The sequence below is a fragment of the Microbacterium ginsengisoli genome (genome assembly GCF_000956535.1).
In the GTDB taxonomy this organism is placed as follows: Bacteria; Actinomycetota; Actinomycetes; order Actinomycetales; family Microbacteriaceae; genus Microbacterium; species Microbacterium ginsengisoli.
This window is the reverse complement of record NZ_JYIY01000062.1, coordinates 32,460-45,444: the sequence shown is the minus strand read 5'-3', so window position 1 is coordinate 45,444 and position 12,985 is coordinate 32,460. Positions and strand designations below refer to the sequence as shown.

Sequence of the window (12,985 nt, the reverse complement as noted above, 5' to 3'; positions counted from 1 at the left end):
CCCCCGGTGCATGGGGCGGGCCGCCCTGGGCGGGCGGCGGCAGCGGACGCTTCGCGGGGCCGGCGCGCCTTCGTCTGCTCGACGCGGTGGTGGCGGCATCCGAGCCCCTCACCGTCAGCGAGATCGCCGAGGCCGTCGGCGTCGACCAGCCGCGCGCCTCACGGCTGGTGCAGCAGTGCGTCGACCTCGGGCTCGTGCGCCGCGAGGCCGACCCCGACGACGCTCGCCGCACACGCATCGTCGTCACGGAGCAGGGCCGCACCCTCGCGCGCGGATTCCGCATCGACCGGCGGGAGGCCGTCGAGACCGCGCTCGCCGCCTTCACCGACGACGAGCGCGCGGAGCTCGCGCGCCTGCTCGCGAAGCTCGCCGCGGCCTGGCCCGCGTGAGACCCGCCGCAACGCCCGATCCCGCCGGTAGCGTGACGGGGTGACCCTCGCCTTCCACCGGGCCGCCCTGCGCGACATCCCTGCCGAGACCCTCTACCGTCTGCTCTGGCTGCGGGTCGCCGTGTTCGTCGTCGAGCAGGAGGCCGCCTACCCCGAGCTCGACGGCCGCGACATCGAGCCCGGTGCCGAGCTGCTGTGGGCCGAGGAGGACGGTGACGTGCTCGCCACTCTGCGACTGCTCGCCGACGGCGAGGCCGGTCCCGCCCGCATCGGGCGGGTCGCGACCGCGCCGCCCGCCCGCGGCAGGGGGCTCGCCGCGGACCTCATGCGCATGGCCGTCGACCGCGCGGGCGAGCGGTGGCCAGGCCGCGACATCGTGCTCGACGCGCAGGAGCACCTCGCCGGCTGGTACGCGCGGTTCGGCTTCGAGATCAGCGGCCCGGGGTTCGTCGAGGACGACATCCCGCACGTGCCGATGCGCCGCGCGGCATCCGTCTGACCCGGTTCAGCGCGGCGCGCCGGCCGCCCGCACGGGGATGAGCAGTGCGAGGCCCACGAGCAGCACCAGCACGATGCCGAGGATGCCCCACACCTGCGCGCCGCCGATCGTGACGAACAGGCCGAACGCGGTCGGTGCGAGGAACACGGCCGCGCGGCCCGTCGTCGCGTAGAGCCCGAACACCTGCCCCTCGCGCCCCGGTGGGATGAGCCGGGCGAGGTAGGTGCGCGACGCCGACTGCGCCGGGCCGACGAACAGGCACAGGATGAGGCCGAAGATCCAGAAGATCGTCTGCCCGCCGCCGTGGAACACGAACACCGCCAGTCCGCTGATCACGAGACCCACAAGCGAGGTCAGGATGAGCGGCTTGGGCCCGAACCGGTCGTCGAGGGCACCGCTCGCGATGGTCGCGACCCCGGCGACGACGTTCGCCGCGATCGCGAAGATGATGACCTGCCCGGGCGTGAAGCCGAAGGTGCCGGCGGCGAGCACGCCGCCGAACGTGAAGACGCCGGTGAGGCCGTCGCGGAAGATCGCGCTCGCGAACAGGAAGTACACCGTCTGGCGGCTGTGCGTCCACAGATCCCGGATGCTGCGGAACAGCACGCCGTACGACGCGAAGAACCCGACCCGCGGCGCCTCCGGGTCGAGCGGCCGGTTCTCGGGCACCGCGAACAGCACCGGAAGGGCCGAGAGCGCCATCCACACGGCGGCGATCAGCATCGACACGCGCACGGCGAGGCCGTCCTCGCCCGTCACGCCGAACAGGCCCACGTCGGGCTCGATGAAGCCGAAGTAGAGGATCAGCAGCAGCACGATGCCGCCGATGTATCCCATCCCCCACCCGAAGCCCGACACCTTCCCGACGGTGCGGGGAGTGGAGATCTGGGCGAGCATCGCGTTGTAGTTGACGCTCGCCAGCTCGAAGAACACCGTGCCGATCGCGAGCAGCGCGAGCCCGAACCACAGGTAGGCGGGCGACGGGTGCACGAAGAACATGAGCGCGAGGGTCAGGACGACGACCCCGGTGTTGATCGCGAGCCAGCGCTTGCGGTGGGCCGAGGCATCCGATCGCTGCCCGGTGACCGGCGCGATCAGCAGCACGACGATGCCGGCGATCGCGAGCGCCCACGAGAGCGCCGCGGAGTTCGCCGTCTTGTCTCCGAAGCTCGAACCCGTGACGTAGACCGTGAACACGAAGGTCGTCGCGACCGCGTTGAACGCCGCCGACCCCCAGTCCCACAGCGCCCAGGCGAACACGCGGCCGCGCCGCGTGCGGGCGTCGAGGGACGAGACGGATGCCGCGGCTCCGGCGCCTGCGGGCGCGGCGGCCGGGGGCTCGAGTGATGCCATGAGCACACGCTATTGCCGGTGCGTGAACGAACGGTAGCGTTCGTTCACGCAGGGCGATGCAGACGGCGGCGGGCCGGCCGTCCCCCCCGGCCGGCCCGCCGGTCACAGCGAGGGGCGGGTGGCCTCCTCGAGCAGCTCCACCACGTGACGGTAGTCGCGTCCGGTGGCCCGCGTCATTCCGATCTCACAGGTGCGGTTGCACGAGGCGTGCAGGTCGGCGCCGATCGCGCGCACCTCGGCGGCCTCGGCGGCGGTCGCCGACGCGGTGAGCTCGGGGTGCAGCATGCCGCGGTCGCCGGCGAAGGCGCAGCATCCCCAGGCATCCGGCACGGTGACGGTCTCGGCGACCGCCTCGCCGAGCGCGCGCAGTGCGTCGTTGAGACCCATCTGCGTCGACGAGCAGGTGGGGTGCAGCACGAGGGAGGTCGCCACCGGCGACACCTCGCCCAGCCGTGGCAGCACCTCGCGCGCGGTGAAGGCGACGACGTCCTCGGTGCGCACGGCGACGCCCTGGTCGTCGAAGATGTGCGCGAAGCCCTCGGTGCAGCTGGCGGCGTCGCTGAGCACGAGCAGCTCACCGTCGCGGCTCGCCTCGCGCACGATGCGGGACACTCGCTCGGCCATGACGGCCCGGCCCGCCGTGTAGCCCTTCGAGGTCCAGGGGGTGCTGCAGCACATCGACTCGATGCCCGTCGGCACGAGCACGCGCAGCCCCGCGCGCTCGAGCAGGCGCGCGAACGCCTCGGTGACCCCGAGGCCGTCGCCGCCGAACATGCTGTTCACGCACGCCGGCAGGTAGACGGCGACCGGCTCGCCCGATCCGGCACCCAGCTCCCCCTCGCGGCGACGACGTCCCGGCCCGCCGCCGGGGAGGTCGGCGGAGTACTCCGGCACGGTGTCGGCACCGAGCAGCGCCCGGCCGACGGATGTCGCGCCCCGCACGGCGCCGGCGGGCGCCCGGTCGGCGAGGGTGAGCGCGACCGATCCTGCCCGGGTCACCGGACCCCACGCCTGCGCGGCCGCCTTCCACCCGGCGGCCAGTACCGGATTCTGCTGCTCGCGTCGCAGCCGCTTCACGAGCGCACCGGTGTTGATGAGCACCGGGCACGCGGTCAGGCACATGCCGTCGACCGCGCAGGTGTCGACGCCCGCGTAGTCGTAGTCCCGCTCCAGCTCGCGCGCGAGCTGCTCGTCACCCGCCACCCGCGCGCGGGCGATCGCGCGTCGCGTGACGATGCGCTGGCGCGGGGTGAGGGTGACGTCCTTGCTCGGGCACACCGGCTCGCAGTAGCCGCATTCCACGCAGCGGTCGGCCTCCTCCTCGATGGGCTCGGCCAGCTTGATGTCGCGCACGTGCGCGGTCGGGTCGTCGTCGATGATGACCCCGGGGTTCAGGATCCGCCGCGGATCGCACAGCGCCTTCAGCGCGCGCATCACGTCGTAGAGCTCGTCGCCGTACTGCCGGCGCACGTAGGGCGCCATGGCCCGGCCGGTGCCGTGCTCCGCCTTGAGGTTGCCGCCGGCGTCGAGCACGACGTCGACCATCGCCTCGGTGAATCCGGTGAGGCGCCCGAGGGCGGCATCGCCCTCGAAGCGGTCGGTGAGCATGAAGTGGATGTTGCCGTCCTTCGCGTGACCGAAGATCACGCTGTCGCGGTAGTCGTAGCGGGTGAACAGCTCCTGCAGCGACTCGCAGGTGGCGGCGAGGGAGGGCACCGGCACGACGATGTCCTCGAGCAGCGCGGTCGTGCCCGGGGGGCGCGCGCCCGCGACGGTCGTGTAGAGGCCCTTGCGCAGCTTCCACGCCGTGGCGCGCTCGCTGGCATCGGTCGACAGGTGAGCAGGTGCCAGCAGCGGCAGCTCGCCGAGCAGCCGCGCCCCGGCCGCCGTGAGCTCGGCGAGCCGGTCGTCGTCGTCGGCCTGGTACTCGACCAGCAGGGCGGCCTCGCCGGCGACCTCGAAGCCGCGGATCGCGGCGGGCGCATCCGCGAAGGACTGCCCCACGCGGATGCTGGTGGCATCCATCAGCTCGAGGGTCGCCGCTCCCGTCTCGAGCAAGGCCGGCAGGGCTCGGGTCGCGTCGTCGAGCGTCCGGAATACGGTGAGCGCGGTCGCGATGCGCGAGTGGATCGGCACCGTGCGGTAGACCGCCTCGGCGACGAAGGCGAGCGTCCCCTCGCTGCCGATGATCAGGTGCGCAAGCAGCTGCGCCGGGCTCTCGAAGTCGAGGAACGCGTTGATGCCGTAGCCCATCGTGTTCTTCATCGCGAACTGCCGCTCGATGAGCGCGACCGAGGCGGGGTTGCTGCGCACCCGTCGCTGCAGCGCGCGCAGCCCCTCGACGAGGTCGGGCTCGCTGTCGGCCAGGTGCCGGTCGGCGTCGGGGTCGGCGGTGTCGACGATCGTGCCGGAGGGCAGCACGAAGGTCATCGACTCGAGCGTGCGGTAGGTGTTCTCGGTGATGCCGCAGGCCATCCCGCTGGAGTTGTTCGCGATGACGCCGCCGATCGTGCACGCCGCCTCGCTCGCCGGGTCGGGCCCGAGCCGGAAGCCGTGCCGCACGAGCCGCGCGTTGACCTGACGCACGGTCGCTCCCGGCTGCACGCGCACGCGGCGTCCCCCGTCGAGCACCTCGATGTCGCGGAAGCCGCGGCGGGTGTCGATCAGGATGTCGTCGGTCGCCGCCTGCCCCGAGAGGCTCGTGCCGCCCGAGCGGAAGGTGACGTTCGCGCCGCCGGCGCCTGCGGCGGCCATGACGGCGGCGACCTCGCCGGCGCTCTCCGCTGTCACGACCGCTCGCGGGGTCAGCAGGTAATGGGACGCGTCGCTCGCGTACGCGACGCGGTCGATCGCGCGGGTCGTGACGGTGGATGCCGCCGCCAGCGCGTCGTGCAGCGGAACGGGGAGGCCCGCCCCCTCCCGTGCGCCGCGATCGGCACGGGAGGGGGCGGGAGCGTGTGCGGTCATGGTCAGGGAACCATCCATCCGAGGATCGGGGTCGACTGCAGGAAGACGAACACGGTGAACACGGCGAGCAGGCCGAGGCTCCACCAGATGAGCCGGCGGAACAGATCGCCCTCCTTGCCGGTCATCGAGGCGGCGGCTGCCGCGACGGCGAGGTTCTGCGGCGAGAGCATCTTGCCGAGCACACCCGCCGACGAGTTGGTCGCGGCCATGAGCACGGGGCTGAGGTCGGCCTGCTTCGCCGCGGTGGCCTGCAGAAGTCCGAACAGCGCGTTCGAGGACGTGTCGGAGCCGGTGATCGTGACTCCGAGCCATCCGATCACGGGCGAGAGCAGGGCGAAGAAGCCGCCCGTCGCCGCCAGGGCATGGCCGAGGCTCTGCGTCTGGCCCGAGAAGTTCATGACGTAGGCGAGGGCGAGCACGGCGACGACGGTGACGATCGTGAATCGCAGCTGGTGGATGGTGGCGCCGTACGCCCGCACGGCGCGCCGAGCGGAGACCCGGTAGACGATCGCCACGATGATGCCCGAGACCAGCAGGACGGTGCCGCCGGTGCTGGCCCAGGGGAGCTTGACCACGGTCGAGACCGCCTTGCCCGAGGCATCCGTGATCGTGAGGCCCGGCCACGGGAAGACGAGCGTCGCCGACTTCGCGAGGAACTGCGACACGGCCGGGATCTGGGTGATCGAGAAGAGGGCGACGATCACGACGTAGGGCAGCACGGCGAGCCAGGTGAGGGCGGCCTTCGAGCGGGTGGCGGTGTCGATGCGCGTCGCCTCGGGCACCGTGACCACGGCCGTGGCCGTGCGGCCCGACGGTGTCGGGATCGCCCGCGAGACGGTGGGGACACCGGCTGCTCCGCCGTCGTCGGTCGCGACGACGCCCGCGGGCGCCCAGAAGCGGAGCATGATCAGCACGGCCGTGACCGAGACGATCGAGGCGACGACGTCGGTGATCTCGACGGTGATGAAGTTCGAGGTGACGAACTGGGCGAGGCCGAAGGAGACGCCCGCCACGAGGGCGATCGGCCAGGTCTGCCGAAGCCCGCGGCGTCCGTCGACGAGGAACACGAGGATCAGCGGCACGACGGCGGCGAGCACCGGCGTCTGTCGGCCCGCCATTTGGGCGAGCGTGTGCACGTCGATGCCGGTGACGCCGGAGAGCGCGATGATCGGCGCGCCGATCGCGCCGAAGGCGACGGGTGCGGTGTTGGCGATCAGCGACACGATCGCGGCCTTCAGCGGCTTCATGCCGGCGGCGATCAGCATCGCGATCGAGATGGCCACGGGGGCGCCGAAGCCGGCCAGGGACTCGAGGAGGGCGCCGAAGCAGAACGCGATGATGATCGCGAGGATGCGCTGGTCGTCGCTGATCGCGCGGATGCGCTCGCCGAGCACCTCGAACCAGCCGGTGATGACGGTGAGCCGGTAGATCCAGAGGGCGTTCACGAGGATCCACAGGATCGGGATGACGCCGTAGACGGCGCCGTCCGCCGCCGCATTGAGCGCCTGCAGGGCGGGCATCTGCCAGACGGCGATCGCGAGGACGAGGGCGAGGGCGAGGCCGGTGAGTGCGGCCTTCCATGCCTTCACCCGGAACACCCCGAGCAGCACGAACACGGTGGCGAGGGGGATGACGGCGGCGACCGCCGACAGCACGAGCGACCCGAAGACGGGGTCGAGGATCTGATGGAACACGAGCGGAGCTCCTCTTTGAGTCTCTGACGTCTGAACAGGCGACCACTCGCGGCGCGGTCCTTCCGCAGTGATTGTTAGACAAGTGCACATGTAAGTCAAGTGCTCGATAAGGAGTTCTCAGGAATAGACTCGCGCCGTGGTCACCAGAGTCGCCGTCGTCTCGGTGATCGACGCCGTCACCGACGACCTGCGCACCCGCGTCCTCTCCGGCGAGCTCGAGCCCGAAGCGGCCCTCGCCGAGGTGGATGTCGCCGACACCTACGAGGTCGCCCGACCCACCGCGAAGGCCGCGATCGAGAACCTCGTGCGCGAGCGCCTGCTCGTGCGCAGCGCCCACAAGACCGCACGCGTCGTGCGGCTCTCCTCCGACGACGCGCGCGACATCTATCGCACGCGCGCGATCATCGAGGCCGAGGCGCTCCGCGCCCTCGCGCAGACCCGCCGCGTGCCCGACGACGCGCGCGCCGCGAACGCCGAGATCGCGGCGCTCGACGACGCGTCGCCGCGCGACGTGGTCGACCCCGACATGCGCTTCCACCGCAGCCTCATCGACGCGCTCGGCAGCGAGCGTACGAGCCGGGTGTACGCCTCGCTCGCCTCCGAGGTCGTCTTCTGCATGTCGCAGGTGCAGGGGGCGTCGCTGCTGCCGACCGCACTGATCGCCGACGAGCACGAGCGGTTGCTCGCCCTCATCGAGGCGGGCGACGGGGATGCCGCGGCCGCCCTGCTGCGCGAGCATCTCGCCCGCGCGCGCGAGCGCCTCGTCGAGCGTCTGGGCGGCGAGCCCGGTCCCGAGGCGCGCAGCTGACGCTCGCCCAAACTTGAGCCAACTCATATCAAGTTGGGTTGACGTCGTCGCGGCGTCGGCGTACCCTTGAGTCATCGCGACTCAACCCCGTTGATCGCGAGACGACGTGAACACCGGCGGATGGCGACATCCGCCCCTCTGAAGGAGAGACACATGCCCCGTGCAGTGGGAATCGACCTCGGGACGACCAACTCGGTCGTCTCTGTCCTCGAGGGTGGCGAGCCGAAGGTCATCGCCAACGCCGAGGGCTTCCGCACGACCCCCTCGGTCGTCGCATTCACCAAGGACGGCGAGGTGCTCGTCGGCGAGACCGCGAAGCGCCAGGCCGTCACCAACGTCGACCGCACCATCACCTCGGTCAAGCGCCACATGGGCACCGACTGGAAGACGCAGGCGATCGACGGCAAGGCCTACACGCCGCAGGAGGTGTCGGCGCGCATCCTGCAGAAGCTGAAGCGCGACGCCGAGCAGTACCTCGGCGACTCGGTCTCGGACGCGGTCATCACCGTGCCCGCCTACTTCAACGACGCCGAGCGCCAGGCCACGAAGGAGGCCGGTGAGATCGCGGGCCTCAACGTGCTGCGCATCATCAACGAGCCGACCGCCGCGGCCCTCGCCTACGGCCTCGACAAGGGCAAGGAGGACGAGCTCATCCTCGTCTTCGACCTCGGTGGCGGCACGTTCGACGTGTCCCTGCTCGAGGTGGGCAAGGACGACGACTTCTCCACCATCCAGGTGCGCGCCACCGCCGGTGACAACCGGCTCGGCGGCGACGACTGGGACCAGCGGGTCGTCGACTACCTGATCAAGCAGTTCAAGGACACCACCGGCGTGGATGTCTCGGGCGACAAGATCGCGCTGCAGCGCCTCAAGGAGGCCGCGGAGCAGGCCAAGAAGGAGCTGTCGAGCTCGAACTCGACCAGCGTCAACCTGCCCTACCTCTCGCTCACCGACTCGGGCCCCGTGTCGCTGTCGGAGACGCTCTCGCGCGCCAAGTTCGAGGACCTCACGAAGGACCTCCTCGACCGCACCAAGAAGCCGTTCACCGACGTCATCGCCGAGGCGGGCATCAAGGTCGAGGACATCGACCACGTCGTGCTCGTCGGCGGATCGACCCGCATGCCCCAGGTCACCGAGCTCGTCAAGAAGCTCACCGGCGGCCAGGAGCCCAACAAGGGCGTGAACCCGGACGAGGTCGTCGCCGTCGGCGCCGCCCTGCAGGCCGGTGTCCTCAAGGGTGAGCGCAAGGACGTGCTGCTCATCGACGTCACTCCCCTGAGCCTCGGCATCGAGACCAAGGGCGGCATCATGACCAAGCTCATCGAGCGCAACACGGCCATCCCGACCAAGCGCAGCGAGACCTTCACCACCGCCGACGACAACCAGCCGTCGGTGGCGATCCAGGTCTTCCAGGGTGAGCGCGAGTTCACCCGCGACAACAAGCCGCTCGGCACCTTCGAACTCACCGGCATCGCGCCGGCTCCGCGCGGCATCCCGCAGATCGAGGTCACCTTCGACATCGACGCCAACGGCATCGTCCACGTGTCCGCGAAGGACAAGGGCACCGGCAAGGAGCAGTCGATGACGATCACCGGCGGATCGTCGCTGCCGAAGGACGACATCGAGCGCATGGTGCGCGAGGCCGAGGAGCACGCCGCCGAGGACAAGAAGCGTCGCGAGTCGGCCGAGGTGCGCAACCAGGCCGAGACGCTCTCGTACTCGATCGAGAAGCTCATCGCGGAGAACGCCGACAAGCTGCCCGCCGAGGTCAAGGACAGCGTGCAGGCCGACGTCGACGCGCTGAAGGCGGCCCTCGCCGGTGACGACGACGACGCGGTCAAGGCGGCCTTCGACACCCTCAACCAGAGCCAGGGCAAGCTCGGCGAGGCGATCTACCAGGCCTCGCAGGCCGCCGGTGAGACCGCCGACCCGACGGCCACCGACGCCGGCAACGGCGAGGTGCCCAACCCCGACGAAGACGTCATCGACGCCGAGGTGGTCGACGACGAGGACGAGAAGAAGTAAGACGGACACATGACTGAGAACAACGTCGACCGGCCGGAAGGCGACGACGAGGTTCAGCCCGACCGGGTGGAGTCGGAGGCGCAGGCCTCCGACTCCGTCCCGGACGAGGCGGAGCTGACGATCGACGACATCCTGAACGCCGTGCAGTCCGATGAGGCCGCGGTGGCCGAGGCATCCGCCGAAGACCACGACCTGCTGCTCGACCTCAAGCGCGTGCAGGCGGAGTACGCCAACTACCGCCGGCGCACCGAGGAGCAGCGCGAGATCGAGATCGAGCGCGCCAAGGGCTCGGTCGCGAAGGGCTTGTTGCCCGTGCTCGACGACCTCGACCGCGCCGAGAAGCACGGTGATCTCGCCGAGGGCACCCCCTTCGCGCAGATCGCCGAGAAGCTGCGCGGCGTCGCCGAGCGCATCGGCCTCGTCACCTACGGCGCGGCGGGCGAGGTGTTCGACCCGCAGCAGCACGAGGCGATCTTCCAGCAGCCGACCCCCGGCGCGACCGAGACGACGGTCCTCGAGGTCGTCGAGGTGGGTTACCGCCTCGGCTCGATCGAGCTGCGACCCGCCAAGGTCGTCGTCGCCGTTCCGGCGGAGTAGGAGGCACAGGTGGCGAGCCAGGACTGGTTCGACAAGGACTTCTACGCCGTGCTCGGCGTCTCGAAGGACGTGTCGGAGGCCGATCTCAAGAAGACGTACCGCAAGCTCGCGCGCCAGTACCACCCCGACTCGAACCAGGGCGATGCGAAGGCGGAGGCCAAGTTCAAGGAGGTCAGCGAGGCGTACGCCGTGCTGAGCGATCCGGAGCAGCGCGCCGAGTACGACCAGATCCGCGCGATGGGGTCGGGTGCTCGCTTCACCGCGGGCGGCGCCGGCGCCGGCGGCTTCGAGGACGTGTTCTCGATGTTCGGCCAGGGCCGCGGCGCCCCCCGGGGCGGTGCGGGCGGGTTCGACGACTTCTACAGCGTCTTCAACCAGCCCGGCGGCGGCTTCGGCACCGGGTCGTTCGGCCGTTCGTCGGGCGGGTTCCGCGGTTTCGGCGGTCCGACCCGAGGGGCGGATGTCACGGCCCGCACGACGCTCGACTTCGTCACCGCCGCGGCGGGCGACACCATCACCCTGCAGGGTGAGGACGGTGCGCCGTTCAAGGTGAAGATCCCCGCGGGCGTCGCCGACGGCCAGAAGATCCGGCTGCGCGGCCGCGGCCGCCCGTCGCCCGACGGCGGCGAGGCGGGTGACATCGTCGTGCAGGTCACTGTGCGGCCGCATCCGGTCTTCACTCGCGATGGGCTGAACCTGCGCCTCTCGGTGCCGGTGACGTTCACCGAGGCGGCGCTCGGCGCGACGATCGAGGTGCCGACGCTCGGTGGCGAGATCGTGAAGCTGCGGGTCGCGCCCGGCACCCCGTCGGGGCGCGTGCTGCGCGTCAAGGGCCGCGGCATCACGACCGCGAAGGGCACCGGCGACCTGCTCGCCGAGGTGCAGATCGCGGTTCCCGCGCACCTGGATGACGACGCCCGTGCGGCGCTCGAACGCTTCCGCGAGTTCGAGCCGAAGGAGAACCCGCGCGCAGACCTGGTGGCGAAGGCCCGGTCGTGAGCGAGCAGATCGACGAGGATGCCCCGATCTTCGCGATCGCGACTGCTGCCGAGCTGAGCGGCATGCACCCTCAGACGCTGCGCCAGTACGACCGGCTCGGCCTCGTCGTGCCCGACCGCACCAAGGGCGGGTCACGGCGCTACTCGCTGCGTCACGTCGAGCAGCTGCGCGAGGTCGCGCGCCTGTCGGCCGACGGCATGAGCCTGCCCGCGATCGCGCGCATCGTGTCACTCGAGAACCGCGTGCGCGACCTCACGCTGCGGGTGCGCGACCTCGAGCAGGCACTGCGCGCCGAGCTCGACAAGCGCGCCCGGGTCTTCGCGGCCGGCTCCACCGGCTCGGTCGTCACGATCCGCCAGGGCACGCGCGTGCGCCGCGCGACCGACGTCGTGATCTGGCGCCCGCGCCGGGAGCTGCCCCACCGCGACGACGAACGGGACTGACCCTCGCACCCGCAGGGGTGCGATGCTCAGGCGAGTGCGGCGTAGGCGCGGGTGACGTAGTCGATCGAGCGATCGGAGCCGATGACGCTCGCCGCCATGCGGTTCATGACGTACGCGAAGGTCATGCGCCGGTCGAGGTCGCAGATGACGAGCGAGCCGCCCCATCCACCCCAGAAGGCGATGCGGTGATCGCCCGGCAGCCACGGTGTCGACACCGGGTGCGGCAGCGCCCACCCGAGCCCGAACCGCAACGGCAGCCGCAGCACCAGATCGGTGCTGTCGGTGGGGTGCGCGAACACCGCGTCGACCACCGCCGGTGACAGCAGGCGGGTGCCCTCGACGAGGCCGCCCTGCGCGAGCATCTGGTTCATGCGCGCGAGCGCGCGGGCGTTGCCGGTTCCGCCGGCCCCGCCGATGCCGGCGGCCCGCCACTCCCGCGTCCAGCTGTCCCGCGCCCCGAGGATCGGACCGCTGTAGGCCCGGGTCGCGATCGACCCCGGCTCGGGCCGTGACGCCGGGTCGCGCGGCACGCGCGGCGGCGGCACGACGAGGCTCACGCGGTTCTCCTCGCTCTCCGGCAGCCCCAGCCAGAAGTCCGCGCCGAGCGGGTCGGCGAGCTCCTCCGCGACGAACCGGCCGAGAGGCCGCCCGTCGATGCGCCGCACGACCTCGCCGATCAGGTGGCCGAAGCACACGAGTGCGTAGCCGGACTGCGAGGTGCCCGGGGCGAACCAGGGTTCCTGGGCCGCGAGGCGGGCGGCCGCGGCATCCTGATCGAGGATGTCCGACACCGTCACCGGCTGCTCCCAGGCGGGCACACCGGCCGTGTGGTCGAGCAGTTGCCGCACCGTGATGTGCGCCTTGCCGGCCGCCGCGAACTCGGGCCAGTAGTGCGCCACCGGGGCGGCGAGGTCGAGCCGTCCGCGCTCGACGAGCTGCAGCGCCGCGAGGGCGGTGACGGTCTTCGAGTTCGACCAGGTGTTCGTGATCGTGTCGGCGCCCCACGGCACCGTGCCGGCGGGGTCGGACCAGCCGCCCCAGAGGTCGACGACCACCTCGTCGTCGACGATGACGCATAGCGAGCCGCCGAGCTCCTCGCCCGAGGCCAGGTTGCGGGCGAAGGCGTCCCGCACGACGGAGAAGGATGCCGCCGCGAACCCGTCGATCTCGCCGGGAGGTGCTGCGGGGGTTCCGGCGGTGTCGCTCACCCG

The 12,985-nt window shown here is 71.4% G+C and carries 11 protein-coding genes; 7 read left to right on the top strand and 4 right to left on the bottom strand.

Features of this window, described 5'->3' with window-relative positions; all coding sequences use genetic code 11:
* Both RR49_RS03700 and RR49_RS03695 read left to right on the top strand, forming a co-directional pair.
* Positions 1-389 (top strand): MarR family winged helix-turn-helix transcriptional regulator (locus RR49_RS03700; RefSeq protein WP_045246717.1); only part of this gene is annotated, 389 nt, incomplete at its 5' end.
* 40 nt (positions 390-429) lie between these two features.
* Complete coding sequence (locus tag RR49_RS03695; protein WP_045246716.1) at positions 430-888, top strand: GNAT family N-acetyltransferase; 459 nt, start codon at positions 430-432, stop codon at positions 886-888.
* A 6-nt stretch (positions 889-894) separates the two neighbouring features.
* Here RR49_RS03695 and RR49_RS03690 read toward each other — a convergent pair whose 3' ends face one another.
* From RR49_RS03690 to RR49_RS03680, 3 genes are all read right to left on the bottom strand, one after another.
* Positions 895-2,241, bottom strand: a complete 1,347-nt coding sequence (locus tag RR49_RS03690) for an MFS transporter (RefSeq protein ID WP_045246724.1) — start codon at positions 2,239-2,241, stop codon at positions 895-897.
* Positions 2,242-2,343: 102 nt separating this feature from the next.
* Positions 2,344-5,208, bottom strand: a complete 2,865-nt coding sequence (locus RR49_RS03685) for an FAD-binding and (Fe-S)-binding domain-containing protein (protein ID WP_084603797.1) — start codon at positions 5,206-5,208, stop codon at positions 2,344-2,346.
* 2 nt (positions 5,209-5,210) lie between these two features.
* Entirely contained in the window at positions 5,211-6,902 is a 1,692-nt protein-coding gene (locus RR49_RS03680; RefSeq protein ID WP_045246715.1) for an L-lactate permease, read from the bottom strand.
* A 136-nt stretch (positions 6,903-7,038) separates the two neighbouring features.
* Between RR49_RS03680 and RR49_RS03675 the strand changes: the two genes are divergently transcribed.
* The 5 genes from RR49_RS03675 to RR49_RS03655 all read left to right on the top strand — a co-directional run bounded on the left by RR49_RS03675 (position 7,039) and on the right by RR49_RS03655 (position 11,774).
* Positions 7,039-7,710, top strand: a complete 672-nt coding sequence (locus tag RR49_RS03675; RefSeq protein WP_045246714.1) for a GntR family transcriptional regulator — start codon at positions 7,039-7,041, stop codon at positions 7,708-7,710.
* 153 nt (positions 7,711-7,863) lie between these two features.
* Positions 7,864-9,735, top strand: a complete 1,872-nt coding sequence (dnaK, locus tag RR49_RS03670; protein WP_045246713.1) for a molecular chaperone DnaK — start codon at positions 7,864-7,866, stop codon at positions 9,733-9,735.
* A 9-nt stretch (positions 9,736-9,744) separates the two neighbouring features.
* Positions 9,745-10,332, top strand: a complete 588-nt coding sequence (locus tag RR49_RS03665) for a nucleotide exchange factor GrpE (protein WP_045246712.1) — start codon at positions 9,745-9,747, stop codon at positions 10,330-10,332.
* A gap of 9 nt (positions 10,333-10,341) precedes the next feature.
* Positions 10,342-11,331, top strand: coding sequence for a DnaJ C-terminal domain-containing protein (locus RR49_RS03660; RefSeq protein ID WP_045246711.1), 990 nt, complete (start codon positions 10,342-10,344; stop codon positions 11,329-11,331).
* Positions 11,328-11,774, top strand: coding sequence for a heat shock protein transcriptional repressor HspR (locus RR49_RS03655; protein ID WP_045246710.1), 447 nt, complete (start codon positions 11,328-11,330; stop codon positions 11,772-11,774). Before RR49_RS03660 ends, RR49_RS03655 begins: the two co-directional genes overlap by 4 nt.
* A gap of 26 nt (positions 11,775-11,800) precedes the next feature.
* Here the strand turns inward: RR49_RS03655 and RR49_RS03650 are convergent, their stop codons facing one another.
* Positions 11,801-12,982 (bottom strand): serine hydrolase domain-containing protein, encoded by a 1,182-nt coding sequence (locus RR49_RS03650; RefSeq protein ID WP_048809310.1) that lies wholly within the window; start codon positions 12,980-12,982, stop codon positions 11,801-11,803.
* Positions 12,983-12,985 lie beyond the last annotated feature (3 nt).